The following is an 18,687-nucleotide window of genomic DNA, read 5'->3' on the forward strand; positions in this document are numbered from 1 at the left end:
TAGTGGACAATTGCTTGTCCGTATATCTGAAAGCTTAATTGCTCATTTACGTTGCTAGCGAGATTTTGCAATCTCTTTTTTGAACGATTTCTCGTTCGTGCTTACTCACTCGTTGTTCAGTTTTCAAAGATCAATTATTTCCTTATTAATCCTCCGCCCCTCAAAGGCGACTTGATTAATATACCACATCGACCTACTCGATTGCAAGAACTTTTTAAAGTTTCTTTCGTTCTTTCGTTCGAGCGCCGAAGCGACAAGGAGTAATATAACAAATCCCTCAAACGATTGCAAGCTTTATTTGCATATTTATTTGAATAGAATTGTCGGAGAAAAAAGAAACCCTCACTCTGAATGAGCAAGAGTTGAAGGTATCCTTTTAAATATGGCCAATCACATCTTGAATGAATAGATTTCTTTCGATGGTTAAGTTCACGATTGTTCCATTTACATTAACCCATGGTCTTGTAGGATGTGAGCGATCAGAGAAGATGATCTCTCCGACACGATTGTCACTTAACTTTACGATCGTTCCGTTACTGATCTGCGTGGATTTGTTCATAAAGACTTGGACGAGTGTAGGATCTACTTTACCGAAAGACTCTGTCAATAACTGCTCTAATACAACGTAAGGAGAAAGGGCAGCTTTGTAATAGCGCTGATTTGTCATCGCATTATAGATATCAGCAATGGCTACAATTTTCGCATACATATGAATTTTGTCAGACTTCACACCTAACGGATAGCCTGAACCATCTTCCCGTTCATGATGCTGAAGAGCCGTTAGTTTCACACCTTCGTTGATACCAGACATATTTTTGAGAATCTGATAGCCGATTAGTGTATGTTGCTTCACTTCATCCATTTCCACCGCAGTTAAAGGATTCTTTTTCTCAAGAAGTGCACGATCCACCTTACTGGTGCCAATATCATGCAATAATCCCGCTAATGCTATTTGGACCAAATCCTTCTGAGGAAGTCCTGCCCATCTGGCTAGTGAATAGGAAGCTAAGCTGACTAAAATACTTTTGTGGTATATGTAATCATGTAGATTTCGATTTTTCGGAGTGAAGGTGAGTACTTTATAAGCGTCAATATGACGAATTAGCGCTTCGAGGCCTGTCCGAATTTCTAAAATAGGAAGCTGCTGTCCACCATTAGCTAGAAGAAAGACTCGTTTGAGCAACTTCACCATATTCTGATATTCCACATAAAACGGATCAACCGCCTCAGCTTCTTTAGGCTTAGGTTCTTCACTCGTTTGTTCAACTTCGTTACCGTTCTTGGATTCAATATAAACAGATGGAATGAGAAATGCTTTCAGAATCTCTACTTCTCTCTCATGGATGACTTTTCCTTTATAAAAAAGAGTATTACCCATCTTGGTTGTTACGTTATCGCCTAATCTTTCACCATATTTTAATTGCGAAACGGCTACTGTCGGCACGCTTATTCACTCACCTTACTATTTCATATACTCCATATTGTAAAGTAAAAGGGATGGGTTTGTAAGCCCCCATCCCTACTTTTTATTCCTCTGATTCTGTGGCTTCAGTTGATTCTTCCCAGTCGCCGTCTTCCTCAGACTCGTTCTGCTCTTCATTCTTCTGAACGCGAGCTAATGTTCCTACTTCATCGTCTTCACGTATATTAATCAGACGAACACCTTGCGTATTACGTCCCATGACAGAAATGCCGTCCATACTTGTACGAATGACTGTTCCCGATGCCGAAATGATCATCAGATCCTCGTCCTCTTGCACCACTTTGAGACCGACAATCGGACCATTTTTCTCCGTGACATTCAAAGTTTTGATACCTTTACCACCACGTGATTGAATCCGATACTCGGACACAGGCGTCCGCTTACCGAAGCCTTTGGATGTTACGATTAGTACGCTATTATCTTCATGGACGACGTCCATATCGATGACAGCATCCTCATCATCCAAGTGTATTCCTTTAACTCCTGTAGCCGATCTACCCATTGAGCGGACATCGCTCTCTGGGAAGTGAATGGACATTCCTAACTTCGTCCCCATAATAATACCCTGGTTACCGTCCGTTAGTTTAACCCCAATGAGATCATCATCTTCTCGTAAATTGATGGCGATTAATCCACCTTTACGAATGTTTGAATAATCATCGATTGGCGTTTTCTTCACAACCCCTTGCTTCGTTGCAAAGAAGAGATACTGCTCTGTTTCAAAGCTTTCAACAGGAATAACCGCATTAACGGTTTCCCCTTGCTCGATTTGAATCAGATTTATAATTGGAGTTCCTCGAGCCGTACGGCTCAAATCTGGAATCTCGTAAGCTTTCAAACGATAGACTTTGCCTTTATTCGTAAAGAACATCAGATAATGATGTGTATTCGTCACGAACAAATGTTCAACGAAGTCATTGTCTTTGGTATCCATACCGACGACACCGCGTCCTCCACGCTTCTGGTTCCGATAAGTCGTAACCGGTAGACGCTTAATGTAGCCCGTGTGTGTAATTGTGATGACGACATCTTCACGTGGGATAAGGTCTTCATCTTCAATGCTTTCTTCACCAACTGTAATCTCAGAACGTCGGTCATCACCGAACTTTTCTTTGATTTCATTTAGTTCTTCGCTAATGATAGCCAGAATGAGCTGCTCATCTGCGAGAATCGCTTTAAGTTCAGCGATTTTCTTCATCAGCTCAGCGTACTCAGCTTCTATCTTCTCGCGCTCCAAGCCAGTTAGACGTTGTAGACGCATATCGAGAATGGCTTGAGCTTGATCCAGGCTCAGACTAAATGTTGTCATGAGTCCTTCTCTAGCTTCATCCGTAGTTCGAGATGAACGAATTAATGCGATTACTTGATCTAGATGATCCAGCGCAATACGTAAACCTTCTAAGATGTGCGCTCTAGCTTCCGCTTTACGCAAATCAAATTCAGTTCTACGACGAATGACTTCTTGCTGATGCTTAAGGTAATAGTGCAGCATCTCACGAAGATTCAAAACCTTTGGTTCTCCGTTGACGAGTGCGAGCATAATAATACCGAAATTTGATTGCATGGCTGTCTGTTTGAACAAGTTGTTCAGAACAACGTTCGGGTTCACGTCGCGTCGCAGTTCGATCACAACACGCATCCCGTTACGGTCTGACTCATCTCGCAGATCCGTGATACCGTCAATCTTCTTCTCACGCACAAGCTCAGCAATTTTCTCTACTAACCTTGCTTTATTTACTTGATAAGGCAGCTCATTCACAATGATTCTTGCCTTATTATTGTTCTCTTCAATGACCGTTCTAGCTCTCATCGTAACAGAGCCTCTACCGGTGGAATAGGCCTGTCTGATGCCTTCACGTCCAAGAATGAATCCAGATGTTGGGAAGTCAGGTCCTTTGATCGCTTGCATCAAGTCCATTGGGGTAACATCTGGATTCTCGATCATCATTTGAATACCCTCAATAACCTCTCTTAGGTTATGTGGGGGAATATTCGTTGCCATACCTACCGCAATTCCTGAACTCCCGTTAACGAGTAAGTTCGGGAAGCGAGAAGGGAGAACGACGGGCTCATTTTCTTCGCCATCGTAGTTGGGCGCATAATCGATCGTCTCTTTGTTAATATCACGAAGAAGCTCCATAGCAATCTTCGATAAACGGGCTTCAGTATAACGCATAGCTGCCGCCATGTCGCCGTCGATGGATCCAAAGTTTCCGTGGCCATCAACAAGCATATAACGCAATGAGAAATCTTGTGCCATCCGAACCATGGTTTCGTAAACAGCGGTGTCACCATGTGGATGGTATTTACCGATAACTTCACCAACGATTCTCGCTGATTTCTTATGTGGCTTATCTGGAGACATGCCTAGTTCAGACATCGCAAACAAGATACGACGATGAACCGGCTTCAGACCGTCTCTAACATCTGGCAGTGCGCGACTGACAATGATACTCATCGCATAGTCTAAGAAGGAAGTACGCATTTCGGTCGAAATGTCAATTTCTTTGACTTGCGAATGTAATTCTTCGCTCATGAATGTTCCTCCTGAAAGCTTACATCGTTTGCAACGTCTCGGACGACGTTAGATATCTAAATTTTTCACGTATTTCGCATGTTCCTCGATGAAGTCCCGTCTAGGCTCTACATTATCGCCCATCAATGAATCAAAAAGTGTGTCCGCTTCTATAGCATCTTCGATCGTCACTTGCAGGAGTGTACGACTTTCCGGATCCATGGTTGTTTCCCATAGTTGTCCCGGATTCATCTCGCCAAGTCCTTTATAACGTTGGACATTGACTTTCGTACCTTCGCCAAACTCTTGCATAATGACTTCACGTTGCTTCTCGTTATACGCATATCGAACGGTTTTATTACGCTCAAGCTTAAAGAGTGGCGGTTGTGCAATATACACATAGCCAGTCTCGATGAGCTTTTTCATGTAACGGTAGAAGAAGGTAAGCAGCAATGTACGAATATGCGCTCCATCCACGTCGGCATCCGTCATGATAATGATTTTGTGGTAACGTGCCTTGGCAATATCGAAATCATCGCTAATTCCTGTGCCGAAGGCTGTAATCATCGCACGAATCTCGGTGTTGGATAAAATACGATCCAAACGCGCTTTTTCTACATTCAAAATCTTACCACGCAGAGGCAGAATCGCTTGGAAGTGACGGTCACGTCCTTGCTTCGCTGAACCACCTGCAGAGTCACCTTCTACGATGTAAATTTCACTGATTGAAGCGTCTTTGGAAGAACAGTCTGCTAGTTTACCTGGCAATGCACTGACTTCTAGTGCGCTTTTACGGCGAGTCAATTCTCTCGCTTTACGCGCTGCTTCTCTTGCTCTAGCTGCCTGAATACCTTTCTCAAGGATTTTCCGAGCTACAGCTGGATTTTCCTCGAGGAATTCTTGCAGTTTCTCTGCGAAAAGGGATTCCACAATACCACGAACTTCACTATTTCCAAGCTTCGTCTTTGTTTGACCTTCGAACTGAGGCTCTGGAATTTTCACGGAAATAATCGCAGCAAGTCCTTCACGCACGTCATCTCCAGAAAGATTAGAATCACTCTCTTTGATGGAGTTGTTCTTACGGGCGTAGTCATTCAGGATACGGGTCAGCGCACTCTTAAATCCGGATTCATGCGTTCCGCCCTCATGCGTATTGATATTATTGGCAAAAGAGTAAATGTTCTCGGTATAGCTATCGTTATACTGGAGAGCAATCTCGATCGAAATGTTATCCTTAGCACCTTCTACATAGATCGGGACTTCATTGACGACTTCACGGTTACGATTCAAATGCTGCACAAAGGACACAATACCGCCCTCATACATATGTGTTGCTACCGTATCCGTACGCTCATCAATCAAGTTAATTTCGATGCCTTTATTCAAGAAAGCAAGCTCTCGAATTCTGGATTGCAGCGTATCGAAATCATATTCGGTCGTTTCTTTAAAAATCTCCGGATCCGGATGGAACGTAACCTTGGTGCCCGTTTCTTCGGTTTCACCTACGACTTTCACATCATATTGCGGCGTTCCGCGGCGGTATTCTTGTTGATGAATTTGGCCTTTATTCTTTACTTGCACAGTTAAGTGCTCAGACAGCGCATTAACCACGGAAATACCTACACCGTGCAGACCACCTGATACTTTGTAACCGGAATCCTCGCCACCGAATTTACCACCTGCGTGGAGTACGGTAAGTACAACCTCGAGTGTTGGTCTTTTCAGCTTCGCATTTTCACCGACAGGAATTCCGCGCCCGTTATCAATAACAGTAACGCTATTATCTTTATGAACGATTACATCAATTTTCGTACAAAATCCGGCCAAAGCCTCATCGATACTATTATCTACAACTTCCCAAACGAGATGGTGCAGTCCTCGGGCACTAGTAGAACCAATATACATACCCGGTCTTTTGCGAACGGCTTCTAAACCTTCCAGAACCTGAATCTGACTGTCATCGTACGCATTTTGATTCACAGACATGCTACTCTTCACCTGCTTTTTTATATTAAAAGAAGTTAATTCGTCAATAACTGGTTGGCTCTTTTCTTGAGCGTTGTTGAGGAAATAGGGGAATAATACACCTTACTTTTCGTCACGACAAGTGATTTGCAATCTTCCTCACCAATTTGCTCGGTTCTTTTATCCTTCAATGCTTGTTGAATGAACTGCTTGGATATTTTGGACGACTTCTCAATCGAGATATCAAATATAGCAATTAATTCGGAGGCTCTAATAATTTTCTCTCCACCCAAATGAATAAACATGCTCCTCAGCTCCTGCCGCTTACATTTCCTTTCAAAACATGAAACACGGAAGCATGATCCAGTTGGTCCAAATGAACACTTTCTAGACCTGTTGTCGTAATAAATGTTTGGACTTTCTGCTGAAACGTGCGAATTAACTGTGTCTGTCTATATTCATCCAACTCGGAAAGGACATCATCAAGCAATAGCAAGGGATATTCGCCCACTTCCTCATGAATGAGTTCAATCTCTGCAAGCTTTAGTGATAGCGCAGTTGTTCGCTGCTGCCCTTGAGAGCCGTACGTTTGGACTTCTTTATCGTTTATATAAAAGAGAAGATCGTCACGATGAGGCCCTACTAAAGTGACACCTCTTCGGAATTCCTGATCTTTCACCAAGGATAACTTTATCATAAATTGGTTTAATAAAACAGATTCATCTTCAAACGGCTCCATGTCAAAAGAAGGGGAGTAACGAATAACCAACGCTTCACTATCATTTGTAATCCCTCTGTGGATGTTCTCTGCCCATTTTTGAAGCTTCTTTATAAAGTTTTGACGCTTTTTCATAATTTTAACACCATACTGTGCTAATTGTTCATTCCAGATGTCCAGCATGGCGTCAGGTGTGCTTTTTCCGGGGTAATTTTGTTTTAAATAATTGTTCCGTTGAACCAAGATTTTCTGATACTGCGACAAATCATGGATATAGGAGGGCTGCACCTGACCGATCTCCATATCAAGAAACCGACGTCTAATCCCCGGTGTTCCTTTGACGATCTCCAAATCTTCTGGCGCAAACATCACAACATTCAGTGCCCCAATAAAATTACTGAGCTTTTTTTGCTCAAGTCCATTAATCTTTGCTTTTTTCCCCTTTGCTGAGATGGAGAGATCCAGTTTGCAATTCCCGTACATTTTCTGGATTTCTGCATGCAGCAGCGTTTGTTCGCCGTTCCAGCCTATTAATTCTTTATCCTGGTGGGTGCGATGTGATTTGGTCATAGCCATAACATAAATGGATTCGAGTAAGTTGGTTTTCCCCTGTGCATTGGGTCCGACGAAAATGTTAACGTTATTCGATGTTGTTAATTCAACCTGATCGTAATTTCTATAGTGACTGAGTACGAGCTTATTAAGAAACATTGTCCGATCATCCTCCTGGTTAATCCGATCAGGAGCTTATGACCTCGAATTGTCCGAAACCTTCCACTTTCACTACATCCTGCGGTACAAGTTTCCGACCTCTGCGATTTTCAGCTTGCCCGTTTACTTCGATGTTGGTTTCCACAACGAAAAATTTAGCTTGTCCACCTGTGGATATACAGTCCGATAATTTCAGAAACTGCCCAAGCGTAATGTATGGCGTGTTGATAACTATTTGCTTCATGCGAGTGCGCTCCCTTAATTCGTTGTTCGATATGGCAAAATCAGTTGCAGAATGTTTGTGGAATCTTGTGGTTTCATGATGATCGGTTGCATGGCCCCTGTAAAGCCAATTTGAATAAACTCAGAATCCAGTACTTTGAGCGCATCTAGCATGTATTTGGAGTTGAACGATATTTTTAGTAAATCACCAACAATATGCTGCAGGGCAATTTGCTCGGTTACTTTACCTAGTTCGGAGGAGCTTGATGAGATCTCGATGGATTTGTCTTCAAGCATCATCATTTTAACGATATTCGTTTTATCTTCTTTGGAGAGAAGGTAGGCACGGTCAATTGCTTCCGCCAGTTCTTTGGTTGGAACAACCATTTCAGTTTGAAAAGATTGCGGAATGAGCTTAGATGTATCCGGGTACGTACCATCCAAAATACGTGAATAAAATAAAATGGATTGAATTTTGAATAAAACTTGGTTGTCTGAAATAACTATATCTATAAGAGTGTTTTGATCCGGCAAAATTTTGCTTAACTCATTCAGGGTACGTCCTGAAATTACGATATTGGGCAGATTTTGTGCGAGATCATTATCTACCGTTACTTCTCGGCTTGCCAGGCGGTGACGATCGCAGGCGATAAATTTCAATTTATCACCGGTAATGTTCCAAAGTACACCTGTCAAAATGGGTGTCGATTCATTCGTGGATACCGCATAAGACGTTTGTTTAATCATCGTTTTAAGCAAATCACTCGGAAGGCGAAGCATTTTGCTTTCTTCGATTTCAGGAAGCAGCGGATATTCATCTGGATCTAAGCCCATAATTTGAATTTCGGAAGAACCTGAACGAATTATGGTTTGAAAATTAGCTTTTACTTCAATCTCAATTAGTTGAGCAGGGAGCTTACGAATAATTTCTACGAAAAATTTAGCGGGAAGTACAACACTCCCAGCTTGGATAAGTTCAATAATTTTAATGGTGCTGTTTTCACTCGCTGTAAAACTTTGAATCGAGATGTCTGTATCGCTGGCGGTTAACGTTACACCGCTTAAGGTTGCATCTATTTTGATCCCTGTGAGAATGGGTATCGTTGTTCGAGAGGATATGGCTTTGGAAACGTGACCAATGGATTCAATTAAATGGTCTTTTAGGATAGTTAATTTCATGACTTCACTCCTGCAGTTCTTTTTTGACGGTGCGTTAGCATAATCATTATATAATATCATTCTTTATTAGTAATAGCAGTAGGGGCTCTGGATATGTGGATATGTGGATGAACCTGAGATAGAGCAAGCCTATCCACATGTGAATAGATTGTGCATAGGCTTATTGAAAATGTGATGTTATTAAGAGGGGTTTTTGATGCGTTCCGTCAGGTTATGGACAATTTTATATAAATCCTGATCGACTTTCAGCTGCTGCACGATTTTCTCATGGGCATGGATGACCGTTGTATGATCACGACCTCCAAAATTATCTCCGATTTTTGGTAATGAGAAGTCTGTGAGCTCCCGTGCTAAGTACATCGCTACTTGCCTAGGGAAAGCCACGGCTTTTGTACGTTTACGCGCTTTGAAATCCTCTAGTTTTAACCCATAGAATTCTCCAACTCGCTGTTGAATATCCTGTATCGTAATGACTCTTGGACGGTTGGATGGAATGATATCTTTCAATGCTTCCGCTGTTAGATGAACGCTAATATCTTGATTTATAAGGGACGAGTAGGCAACAACACGAATTAATGCACCCTCAAGCTCACGAATGTTCGTATCAATTTGGTTGGCGATATAGATCATCGCTTCATTCGGGATCTCTAGATTTTCAGCTTTTGCCTTTTTGCGTAAAATCGCGATACGCGTTTCTAGGTCTGGTGGCTGAATATCAGTGATAAGCCCCCACTCAAAACGTGAGCGTAAGCGATCCTCCAGCGTCGGTATTTCTTTGGGCGGACGGTCACTTGAAATGATAATTTGCTTACCTTCTTCATGAAGCGCGTTAAATGTATGGAAAAACTCTTCCTGCGTTCCTTCTTTCCCCGCAAGGAATTGAATATCATCAATAAGCAGCACATCAATCGTACGATACTTATTACGAAAGCCTTCGCCGCGGTTATCACGGACAGCATTGATGAATTCATTGGTGAATTTTTCGGATGATATATATAGAACCCGAGAACCTGGGTTATGTTCGAGTACATAATGTCCGATCGCATGCATAAGATGTGTCTTACCTAGCCCAACTCCTCCATAAAGAAAGAGGGGATTATACGCTTTGGCCGGCGCTTCAGCTACGGCGAGGGATGCTGCGTGAGCAAATCGGTTGCCAGATCCGATAACGAAGGTATCAAAGGTGTACCTAGCATTCATCATACTTGTAAAGTTCTCTTCACCCGATACGATGGCTGGTCCTTTTGGCGGAATAACTACGGGTTGAATGGCTGTCATTGATTGCGATTTCTGTTCCTCGGTCTCGATCACGAATTTGACGGAGACATGCTTACCCGTAAAATCATAGATCGTACCTTCAATAAGCTTCGTGTATCTACTCTCTAGCCATTCCTGCGCAAAATTATTGGGTGCGCAAATAACGACTGTTGAATCGTTGAATACAGTGGCTTTGGTCGATTTGAGCCAGGTGTCAAAGCTCGGCTTACTAAGCTTCGTTTGAATAATCGTTAAAATTTGTTGCCAAAGGTCCGTAGAATGGCCTTCCACAGTACTTCACTCCTTTTGAATCAAACATGTGGCATAGGCCAGGTGAAACGATGTTTATCATATATGGATAAAACGTAAGAATGAACAACTCACGTTGAAATCTCAATTGAATAGCTAGTTAGCATATATCGTGCCCAAATTTCATCTAAAAGAATCTTATGTCTGGTGGGGTCAAAAAAGGATGACTTTTGTCGGTTTTATCCACACTATTAAGGATTCGCAGAATTGACTTATTCTTGTAGAGGGTAGTTTGTGCACATTGTTATCCACAGGATGTTGATAACTCGGAGGATTAGCGGCGTATATCCACAGCAGAAACATTACTATCTTAACAAAAGATACCTTGTTAATCAACGGATTGTTTCGCATTATCCACAATAACAACAAGTTGTGGGTAGAAATTGTTCACAACACAAGATATTGTTGATATTCTGTTGATTTTCGACAATGTTTGTTCTTTCCCGTCAAAATCTTATGCACAGCTTATTCTTTTGACGGCATTCGCTGTCCACCTCTCACCCAAATACTGCACACATGGGTAGGTTGACTTTCTTCTGTGAAAATGATTTAATGAGTAGTAGAAATTTTGTAGGATGGATATCCTCAGCCAGGTAGGGAGGTGCTATAGATGGGTCCAACATTTAACCCGAATACGAGAAAGCGTAAGAAGAACCATGGTTTCCGTAAAAGAATGAGCACGAAGAACGGTCGTAAAGTTCTACAAGCTCGTCGTCTTAAAGGAAGAAAAGTTCTTAGCGCGTAAGAAGAGGCTCCGAAAGGGGCTTTTTTTTTTGCATTTTGCCTACATAGGAAAGTACAAGTTTTCGGCATCCGAAAACTGCTTTCTTATTGGCGATAAAACCATATATAGGGATCTTTGGTCGGAGACCAAAGTCTCTCTGCTTCAAACGCGGTCGCTCATCATTGAATGGCCTCGATTATAGGTTTTTTCATTTACGGTTTACATTGAACTGGTTTTGTTAAAACTAGATAAGATATGTAGTGATCTTTCAACTAATGAATGGATCTGTCTGGAGTGTACATGGCTGTGGAGAAACAATATCGGTTAGCGAAAAGAGAAGATTTCAGTAAGGTGTATCGCTATGGAAAATCTATGGCCAATCAGCAATTCGTGCTCTATTATTTGCCTCAGCCCAAAGCAGAAGAATTTCGTTTCGGGGTTTCTGTTTCGAAAAAGATCGGAAATGCTGTTGTGCGCAATCGACTGCGACGGATGATGAAAGAAATCATTCGTTTGAAAAAGGAAAATATGACGCCTCAATATGACTACATTTTGCTGGCTAGAAAACCAGTCGTTGATATGGCCTATGCAGACATGGAGAAGAGTATCTGGCACGTCATTAGGAAAGCTTCTTTATATAAAAAAAATGATGTCACAAAAAAGTAACGCAATATTTCCTTGCAGGCTGAAGATGTGTTATAGTTTATCTTGGAAAAGACATTTAGGAGGATCTCATTTTGACTCGTCGAATTTATATGCTAGTAGCACTGTCTTCGGTGATTTTGCTTCTGTCGGGATGTAGTACGTCAAGTGCAGCATCAGCGCCAATCGATCCGAAAACGGCAGGTTTTTTCGTTAAATATTTCGTGTACCCGCTTTCCCAAACGCTGGACTGGTTTGCCGACCATCTATGGGGTCAATATGGTTTATCCATCTTGGTAGTTACCTTGATCATTCGATTGATCATTTTGCCGCTTACACTTAAGCAGTATAAGAGCTCGAAACGGATGCAGGATCTGCAACCTGAAATGAAGAAGCTTAAAGAGAAATATAAAGATGATGCTAAAAAGCAACAAGAAGAGACGATGAAGCTATTTCAACAAAATGGTGTAAATCCGTTAGCAGGTTGTTTTCCTATCATTGTTCAAATGCCAATCCTGATCGCTCTTTACCAAGCGATTATGCGGAATGACCAAATTCGTGAGCATACGTTCCTTTGGTTGAATCTTGGTAAGCCGGATCATTTGTATATCTTACCTTTGATCGCTGCGGCTACAACGTTCGTTCAACAATTGTTTATGTCTTCGCAAATGAATCAACAAATGAAAAGCTTAATGTACATTTTCCCGGTGATGATTTTCGTTATGTCCATGAATTTTGCAGCAGCTCTTCCCCTATACTGGATTTACGGTAACATTTTCACTATCGTTCAGTCTTATTTCATCTATGGTGCTCCTGGTTCACAAAAAAAGCCTGGATCTCAAAATAATAAGGGTGGCCTGTCTAAATGAAGAAAATCGTGGTGACTGGAAAGACAATTGAGCTAGCGGTTAAATCTGGTCTAGATCAATGGCAAGTTTCGGAGGATCGTGTACATATTCATATTTTGGAACAGCCCTCACGAGGGTTGTTCGGGTTTATTGGATCCAGAGTTGCTAAGGTTGAGCTCGAATTGATACCTGATCCACTTGAGGAAGCGATAGCTTTCTTACAAGATATGTTCGAAGCGATGCAAATTTCCATCACCATAGATACACATAAAGATCGTGAAGGCTATGTCTTAAACATGAGTGGCTCGGAATTAGGTATTCTGATCGGCAAAAGAGGACAAACGCTCGATGCGCTTCAATATTTAGTTAATATTGTTGGGAACCGATATGCGAATTCTCATTTCCGCATCATCTTAGATGCTGAAAATTTCCGTGATCGACGGAAGAAAACGTTGGAAGAGCTCGCATTAAGACTGGCTAACCGCGTGATTAAGTCGAAAAAGGAAGTAATTCTTGAGCCGATGAACTCACAAGAGCGTAAAATTATTCATGCTGAATTGCAGGGTCATCCTGTCATCAAAACGTACAGTAAAGGCGAAGAACCGAATCGTCGGGTTGTCATCGCTGTTAAATAACACAGATCGCAATGACTTGGTTCATATGTCATTGCTTTTTCTTTAAGATGAGGTAAATTCGAGGTGCAAATACTATGTTAAATGATACGATTGCTGCTATTTCTACACCGCTTGGTGAGGGTGGGATAGCGGTTATTCGTGTGAGCGGCGAGGATTCTGTCACATACGTTGAACGTATTTTCCGCTCAAAAACGAAATTATCTGTTGCTGACACGCATACGGTACATTATGGATTCATTATAGAACCTGCTTCTACCGAAAAGGTAGAGGAGGTTCTCGTTACGTTAATGAAAGCTCCGCGCTCTTTCACGATGGAGGATATTGTTGAAATTAGCTGTCACGGGGGGATAGTCTCCGTTAAGAAAGTGCTTGATCTACTGCTATCTCAAGGGGTTCGCTTAGCTGAACCTGGCGAATTTACAAAACGAGCATTCTTAAATGGTCGTATTGACTTAACACAAGCGGAAGCGGTCATTGACTTGATTCGTGCCAAATCGGATCGAGCGTTCAAAGTCGCGTTGAAGCAAGTGGAAGGGAACCTATCCAAACAGATTAAACACTTGCGATTTGTTCTCGTTGAATTGATGGCGCATGTTGAGGTTAATATTGATTATCCGGAGCATGATGTCGAAGAAATGACGAATGCTTTTATTAAGACGAAGTGTGATACGGTCATGTTTGAAATTGATCGTTTATTGGTGACCGCAGAGCAAGGGAAAATCTTGCGAGAAGGCATTGAGACGGCGATTGTAGGTAAACCTAATGTTGGTAAGTCATCGCTCTTGAATGAATTAGCTCAGGAAAACAGAGCGATTGTTACGGATATTCCTGGAACAACGAGAGATGTCATCGAAGAGTTCGTGAATATTGGTGGCATTCCATTGAAGTTGCTAGATACAGCGGGTATTCGGGAAACCTCAGATATTGTTGAGCAAATTGGTGTGGAACGATCGAAAACTGCGTTAGCTGAAGCAGATCTTATTCTACTTGTTCTGAATAGTAATGATGAGCTTCAATTCGACGAAATCGCTTTGATGAAGCAGTTAGCTGATAAGCAAACAATCGTTATTTTGAATAAGATTGATTTGGATCGTAAGTTAGATGTGGAACAAGTACTCAGTTTTTTCCCGCAAGAGCGAATTGTGGAGTTATCACTGATTGAGAATAAAGGTATTGAAGATTTGGAAAAGGCCATCGCTGCGATTTTCTTCGAGGGCAAGCTTGAATCCAGTGATCTGACATATGTGAGTAATGTTCGCCATATTTCCTTGTTAAAGCAAGCGAAGCGTTCTTTACAGGATGCTTTGGATGCGAATGAGCAATTTGTTCCGATTGACATGATTCAAATTGATATCCGAGCTGCATGGGAGCAGTTAGGTGAAATAATAGGCGATTCCGTTGGAGAGTCCTTAATCGATCAAATTTTTACACAATTCTGCTTAGGAAAATGAAAATCGACAGCATTTGCGTTTTCATAAAAGAGGGAGGGACGTTTCTATGGAATATCACGCAGGAGATTATGACGTTATTGTTATCGGTGCCGGCCATGCTGGCTGCGAAGCCGCGCTAGCTTCAGCTCGTATGGGTTGCAACACATTGTTATTGACGATCAACTTGGACATGGTTGCTTTCATGCCTTGCAACCCATCTATCGGTGGTCCGGCTAAAGGACACGTTGTTCGGGAGATTGATGCACTTGGCGGTGAAATGGGCCGAAACATTGATAAAACATATATTCAACTTCGTATGTTGAATACAGGCAAAGGGCCAGCGGTTCACGCACTGCGCGCTCAAGCGGATAAGTTTTCGTATCAGCATAAAATGAAAGAAACAATTGAAGCTACACCTAACTTGACACTCCGTCAAGGGATGGCTGAGGAGCTTATTGTTGAAAATGGCGTGTGTAAAGGCCTCATCACAAAAACAGGTGCGGAATATTACGCAAAGTCAGTTGTTCTGACAACCGGTACGTATTTACGTGGGAAAGTGATCATGGGCGAACTGATGTACGAGAGTGGACCTAATAATCAACAGCCTTCCGTGAAATTGTCAGAGTCCTTACGCAAGTTGGGCTTCGACCTTGTTCGTTTCAAAACAGGGACGCCGCCGCGTGTTCATAAAGATACGATTGATTTTACGAAAACAGAAATTCAGCCAGGTGATGAGCAACCGAAGTTTTTCTCTTTTGAAACCAAAACAGGTTCCAATCATAATGAGCAGCTTCCGTGTTGGTTAACGTATACGTCTGAGAAAACGCACCAAATCATTAATGATAATCTGCATCGTGCTCCGATGTTCTCTGGTGCTATTGAAGGAACCGGTCCTAGATACTGTCCTTCTATTGAAGATAAAATTGTACGTTTCAGCGATAAACCGAAGCATCAAATCTTCCTAGAGCCAGAAGGACACAGTACTTCCGAGTATTATGTACAAGGTCTTTCCACAAGTATGCCTGAAGATGTTCAGTTGGGGATTCTTCGTTCGATTCCAGGTTTAGAGAAAGTTGAAATGATGCGTACAGGTTATGCCATCGAATATGATGCGGTTGTTCCTACACAATTGAAGCCTTCTTTGGAAACGAAGCTTGTTAGCGGTCTTTTCACAGCTGGGCAAATTAACGGCACTTCCGGATATGAAGAGGCTGCTGGTCAAGGTGTAATGGCAGGGATTAATGCGGCTCGTAAAGTGCAGGAGAAAGAAGCTATTGTACTGGATCGCTCGGAAGGTTATATCGGCGTTCTTATTGATGATCTAGTTACAAAAGGAACGAGTGAACCTTATCGTTTGCTGACTTCACGTGCAGAATATCGGTTGTTGCTTCGTCATGACAATGCGGATCTACGATTAACGCCTATCGGACATGAAATCGGATTGATTTCTGAAGAGCGATACGCGAAATTTTTAAATAAAAAATCACTAGTTGAGCAGGAAATTGAACGTCTATCCGAAGTTAAAGTTAAACCTGAGCCTCATGTTCAGGAATTACTTCAAAGCTTGGAGAGCGTGCAGTTAACGAATTCAGTTCCAGCAATTTCATTGCTGCGTCGTCCTGAGATTGAGTATAAACATATTGAACAGATGACGATGTCTCCTTTTGACTTAGATGAAGACATGAAGGAGCAAGTTGGTATTCAGGTTAAATATGCTGGGTATATTGAGAAGCAAAGTAATCAAGTTGATCGTTTGCGTAAAATGGAGAAGAAGAAAATTCCGGATGATATCGAGTATAGTGAAATTCACGGTATCGCGACGGAAGCGAAGCAAAAGCTCGCTAAAATTCGCCCAATCTCCATTGGTCAGGCATCGCGTATTAGCGGAGTTACACCATCGGATATTTCCATCTTGCTTGTCTATCTGGAACATTACAATAGAGTCATAGCGGCTAGAGGTTAAGATATGGATGTTATACAGCAACAATTCACTGATTTATTGGCTCAAGAAAATATTACGCTATCCACGAAACAATTGGAGCAGTTCGAACAATATTTCAAGACGCTCGTAGAGTGGAATGAGAAAATGAATCTAACTGGTATCACAGAGAGAGCTCAAGTTTATCTTAAACATTTCTATGATTCTCTTTCTGTGGCTTTTAACTTTGATATGGGGAAAGTCACATCTCTTGCTGATATTGGTTCTGGTGCTGGTTTTCCTAGCATACCACTTAAGATTGCTTTTCCTCATCTTCAAGTTACGATTGTTGATTCTTTGAATAAGCGTATTCTATTTTTAAAAGAAATCGTTTCTCAGCTCGGTCTAACGGATATGGACTGTGTGCATGGTAGGGCAGAGGATGTTGCTAGATTACCTCGTTACCGTGATCACTTTGATCTCGTTACGGCAAGGGCGGTTGCGAAACTGCAAGTTTTGAATGAGTTCTGTCTTCCTTTTGTGAAAAGCGGTGGAACCTTCATCGCAATGAAAGGTTCGGAAATTGATGAGGAGATGAAGGACTCTTCCTTCAGTTTAGTAGAACTTCGAGGCAAAGTTACGAAGGTTAATCGAATGATATTGCCGATTGAAGAGTCAGTAAGACACTTTGTAGAGATCAAAAAAACAGCTTCAACGCCTGCGAAATATCCTCGAAAAGCGGGGGTTCCTTTAAAAGAACCGCTCTTCAAATGAGGCAAATGTTTCACGTGAAACATTTGCTAGCTAGCTCAATAAATAGGAGGATTATTGCCTTCTGTGGAGAATTACTATATAAGGTGAAAGCCCGCCTAGTGCTGGCTTCGCCTTAGATCTTATTTGTGATGTTGTAGTTGGATATGCGCAATTGATAGATTAAATTTACTAGAATCATACAGCATGAATGACATCGTCTCGGAATGGCGAATAGATCTTTTCACCTTGTATAGGACGAACAGGTCCTTTATCTATGAAATAATAGATGGTATGTGTTTCACACATTACATGGGCTATATTTTTAGATAAACGCACCCGTCCTTAAGAGGACGATGTAGCCGTTTATTGTAACTGTACTGATCGCTTAAACTACGGGAAGAGTTGGTGGTAAGTTTTCCTATGAAAGAACAAATATCGAAGCTATTTGGCCTTGCAGATCGTTCGACGACGGATGAGGTCAAAAACATACCCGTAAATAGTATTATTCCAAGTCCCTATCAGCCAAGAACGCTATTCGATGATGATCGAATTGATGAACTATGTCAAACCATTCGTACACATGGTATTATTCAGCCCATCGTTGTTCGAGTCAAAAATAATACATTTGAATTGATTGCAGGCGAACGTCGTTTGCGTGCAGTTAAGAAATTAGGCCTCGATACAATACCTGCAATTGTACGCGATTTTAATGATTCTCAAGCGGCATCTATTGCGCTTATCGAAAATTTACAGCGCGAAGGTCTTACTGCAATTGAAGAGGCTGCTGCCTATCATCAGTTGATAGAAATGCATGATCTTACGCAAGAGAGCCTTGCTCAGCGTCTAGGTAAGAGTCAATCTACGATTGCGAATAAAATTCGACTTCTTCAATTGAGTGAGCCGGTTAAAATGGCTTTGATGGAACGTAAGATCACGGAGCGTCATGCACGAGCTCTTCTAGCTCTCGATCAAGAAGAACAACAAGTGAAATTGCTAGAAGAAATCATCACGAAAGAATTAAATGTGAAACAAACCGAAATTAAAATAAGTTTCCTAAAAGAAGCAGCAAAGATTAAGAAGACGCGTCGAGTTTCTTTTACGAAGGATGTAAGGCTTGCTCTGAATACGATCCGACAATCGGTTGAAATGGTTTCAAGTTCGGGCTTACATATTAATACTTCTGAACAAGATCATGAGGATCATTACGAAATTATAATTAAGATTCCTAAGCGATAATTTAGGCATTTTTGCTACCTAAAACGGCGCAAGCCGTTTTTTTTGCATCTAATGGCATGAAACTATCAAATATTGATAAGGTAACTAGTTGATAGATATGGTAAGATAGTACTACTGCTTGTTAAATAGCATTTTGGAACAT

Annotated in this window: 16 protein-coding genes; 8 read left to right on the plus strand and 8 right to left on the minus strand. The window is 41.6% G+C overall.

Going from position 1 to position 18,687, the window contains the following annotated elements:
* Positions 1-376 precede the first annotated feature (376 nt).
* The 8 genes from AC58P7_RS29650 to dnaA form a co-directional block, all read right to left on the minus strand.
* A complete protein-coding gene (locus tag AC58P7_RS29650) occupies positions 377-1,444 on the minus strand; it encodes an HD-GYP domain-containing protein (protein ID WP_497349468.1) in 1,068 nt (355 codons plus the stop codon).
* A gap of 82 nt (positions 1,445-1,526) precedes the next feature.
* Positions 1,527-4,019, minus strand: coding sequence for a DNA gyrase subunit A (gene gyrA / locus AC58P7_RS29655; protein ID WP_497349470.1), 2,493 nt, complete (start codon positions 4,017-4,019; stop codon positions 1,527-1,529).
* A 48-nt stretch (positions 4,020-4,067) separates the two neighbouring features.
* Positions 4,068-5,984, minus strand: a complete 1,917-nt coding sequence (gene gyrB, locus AC58P7_RS29660; RefSeq protein WP_497349472.1) for a DNA topoisomerase (ATP-hydrolyzing) subunit B — start codon at positions 5,982-5,984, stop codon at positions 4,068-4,070.
* Positions 5,985-6,019: 35 nt separating this feature from the next.
* Entirely contained in the window at positions 6,020-6,268 is a 249-nt protein-coding gene (gene remB, locus AC58P7_RS29665; RefSeq protein WP_173117070.1) for an extracellular matrix regulator RemB, read from the minus strand.
* A gap of 5 nt (positions 6,269-6,273) precedes the next feature.
* Positions 6,274-7,392 carry a DNA replication/repair protein RecF gene (gene recF, locus AC58P7_RS29670; protein WP_497349474.1) on the minus strand — a complete coding sequence of 373 codons (1,119 nt, stop codon included), beginning with the start codon at positions 7,390-7,392 and terminating at the stop codon, positions 6,274-6,276.
* Between the two features lie 28 nt (positions 7,393-7,420).
* Positions 7,421-7,636, minus strand: coding sequence for a S4 domain-containing protein YaaA (gene yaaA / locus AC58P7_RS29675; protein WP_497349476.1), 216 nt, complete (start codon positions 7,634-7,636; stop codon positions 7,421-7,423).
* 14 nt (positions 7,637-7,650) lie between these two features.
* Positions 7,651-8,793: a DNA polymerase III subunit beta gene (gene dnaN / locus AC58P7_RS29680; protein WP_497349478.1), complete on the minus strand. Its 1,143-nt coding sequence runs from the start codon at positions 8,791-8,793 to the stop codon at positions 7,651-7,653.
* Positions 8,794-8,973: 180 nt separating this feature from the next.
* The gene (gene dnaA, locus AC58P7_RS29685) at positions 8,974-10,341 is read right to left on the minus strand and encodes a chromosomal replication initiator protein DnaA (protein ID WP_497349480.1); all 1,368 of its coding nucleotides are present in this window, start codon (positions 10,339-10,341) and stop codon (positions 8,974-8,976) included.
* Positions 10,342-10,969: 628 nt separating this feature from the next.
* Between dnaA and rpmH the strand changes: the two genes are divergently transcribed.
* From rpmH to noc, 8 genes are all read left to right on the plus strand, one after another.
* Positions 10,970-11,104, plus strand: a complete 135-nt coding sequence (gene rpmH, locus AC58P7_RS29690) for a 50S ribosomal protein L34 (protein WP_028557239.1) — start codon at positions 10,970-10,972, stop codon at positions 11,102-11,104.
* 285 nt (positions 11,105-11,389) lie between these two features.
* Positions 11,390-11,749 (plus strand): ribonuclease P protein component, encoded by a 360-nt coding sequence (rnpA, locus tag AC58P7_RS29695; protein ID WP_497349568.1) that lies wholly within the window; start codon positions 11,390-11,392, stop codon positions 11,747-11,749.
* A gap of 71 nt (positions 11,750-11,820) precedes the next feature.
* Positions 11,821-12,594: a membrane protein insertase YidC gene (gene yidC, locus AC58P7_RS29700; protein WP_497349482.1), complete on the plus strand. Its 774-nt coding sequence runs from the start codon at positions 11,821-11,823 to the stop codon at positions 12,592-12,594.
* Positions 12,591-13,208, plus strand: a complete 618-nt coding sequence (gene jag, locus AC58P7_RS29705) for an RNA-binding cell elongation regulator Jag/EloR (protein WP_497349484.1) — start codon at positions 12,591-12,593, stop codon at positions 13,206-13,208. The genes yidC and jag overlap by 4 nt, the downstream gene beginning before the upstream one ends.
* A 74-nt stretch (positions 13,209-13,282) precedes the next feature.
* On the plus strand, positions 13,283-14,659 hold the full coding sequence (mnmE, locus tag AC58P7_RS29710) for a tRNA uridine-5-carboxymethylaminomethyl(34) synthesis GTPase MnmE (protein WP_497349486.1): 1,377 nt from the start codon (positions 13,283-13,285) through the stop codon (positions 14,657-14,659).
* Between the two features lie 46 nt (positions 14,660-14,705).
* Positions 14,706-16,601, plus strand: a complete 1,896-nt coding sequence (gene mnmG, locus AC58P7_RS29715; RefSeq protein ID WP_497349488.1) for a tRNA uridine-5-carboxymethylaminomethyl(34) synthesis enzyme MnmG — start codon at positions 14,706-14,708, stop codon at positions 16,599-16,601.
* Positions 16,602-16,604: 3 nt separating this feature from the next.
* Positions 16,605-17,330, plus strand: coding sequence for a 16S rRNA (guanine(527)-N(7))-methyltransferase RsmG (gene rsmG / locus AC58P7_RS29720; RefSeq protein ID WP_497349490.1), 726 nt, complete (start codon positions 16,605-16,607; stop codon positions 17,328-17,330).
* A 399-nt stretch (positions 17,331-17,729) separates the two neighbouring features.
* Positions 17,730-18,545, plus strand: coding sequence for a nucleoid occlusion protein (noc, locus tag AC58P7_RS29725; RefSeq protein ID WP_497349492.1), 816 nt, complete (start codon positions 17,730-17,732; stop codon positions 18,543-18,545).
* Positions 18,546-18,687: the final 142 nt, after the last annotated feature.

The sequence above is a fragment of the Paenibacillus sp. J22FR5 genome, assembly GCF_059691975.1.

Excerpts from the sequence above, each read along its gene's own strand:
- gyrA (WP_497349470.1), bottom strand. The coding sequence starts at position 4,019 with ATGAGCGAAGAATTACATTCGCAAGTCAAAGAAATTGACATTTCGACC.
- gyrB (WP_497349472.1), bottom strand. The coding sequence starts at position 5,984 with ATGTCTGTGAATCAAAATGCGTACGATGACAGTCAGATTCAGGTTCTG.
- remB (WP_173117070.1), bottom strand. The coding sequence starts at position 6,268 with ATGTTTATTCATTTGGGTGGAGAGAAAATTATTAGAGCCTCCGAATTA.
- recF (WP_497349474.1), bottom strand. The coding sequence starts at position 7,392 with ATGTTTCTTAATAAGCTCGTACTCAGTCACTATAGAAATTACGATCAG.
- yaaA (WP_497349476.1), bottom strand. The coding sequence starts at position 7,636 with ATGAAGCAAATAGTTATCAACACGCCATACATTACGCTTGGGCAGTTT.
- dnaN (WP_497349478.1), bottom strand. The coding sequence starts at position 8,793 with ATGAAATTAACTATCCTAAAAGACCATTTAATTGAATCCATTGGTCAC.
- rpmH (WP_028557239.1), top strand. The coding sequence starts at position 10,970 with ATGGGTCCAACATTTAACCCGAATACGAGAAAGCGTAAGAAGAACCAT.
- jag (WP_497349484.1), top strand. The coding sequence starts at position 12,591 with ATGAAGAAAATCGTGGTGACTGGAAAGACAATTGAGCTAGCGGTTAAA.
- mnmE (WP_497349486.1), top strand. The coding sequence starts at position 13,283 with ATGTTAAATGATACGATTGCTGCTATTTCTACACCGCTTGGTGAGGGT.
- mnmG (WP_497349488.1), top strand. The coding sequence starts at position 14,706 with ATGGAATATCACGCAGGAGATTATGACGTTATTGTTATCGGTGCCGGC.
- rsmG (WP_497349490.1), top strand. The coding sequence starts at position 16,605 with ATGGATGTTATACAGCAACAATTCACTGATTTATTGGCTCAAGAAAAT.
- noc (WP_497349492.1), top strand. The coding sequence starts at position 17,730 with ATGAAAGAACAAATATCGAAGCTATTTGGCCTTGCAGATCGTTCGACG.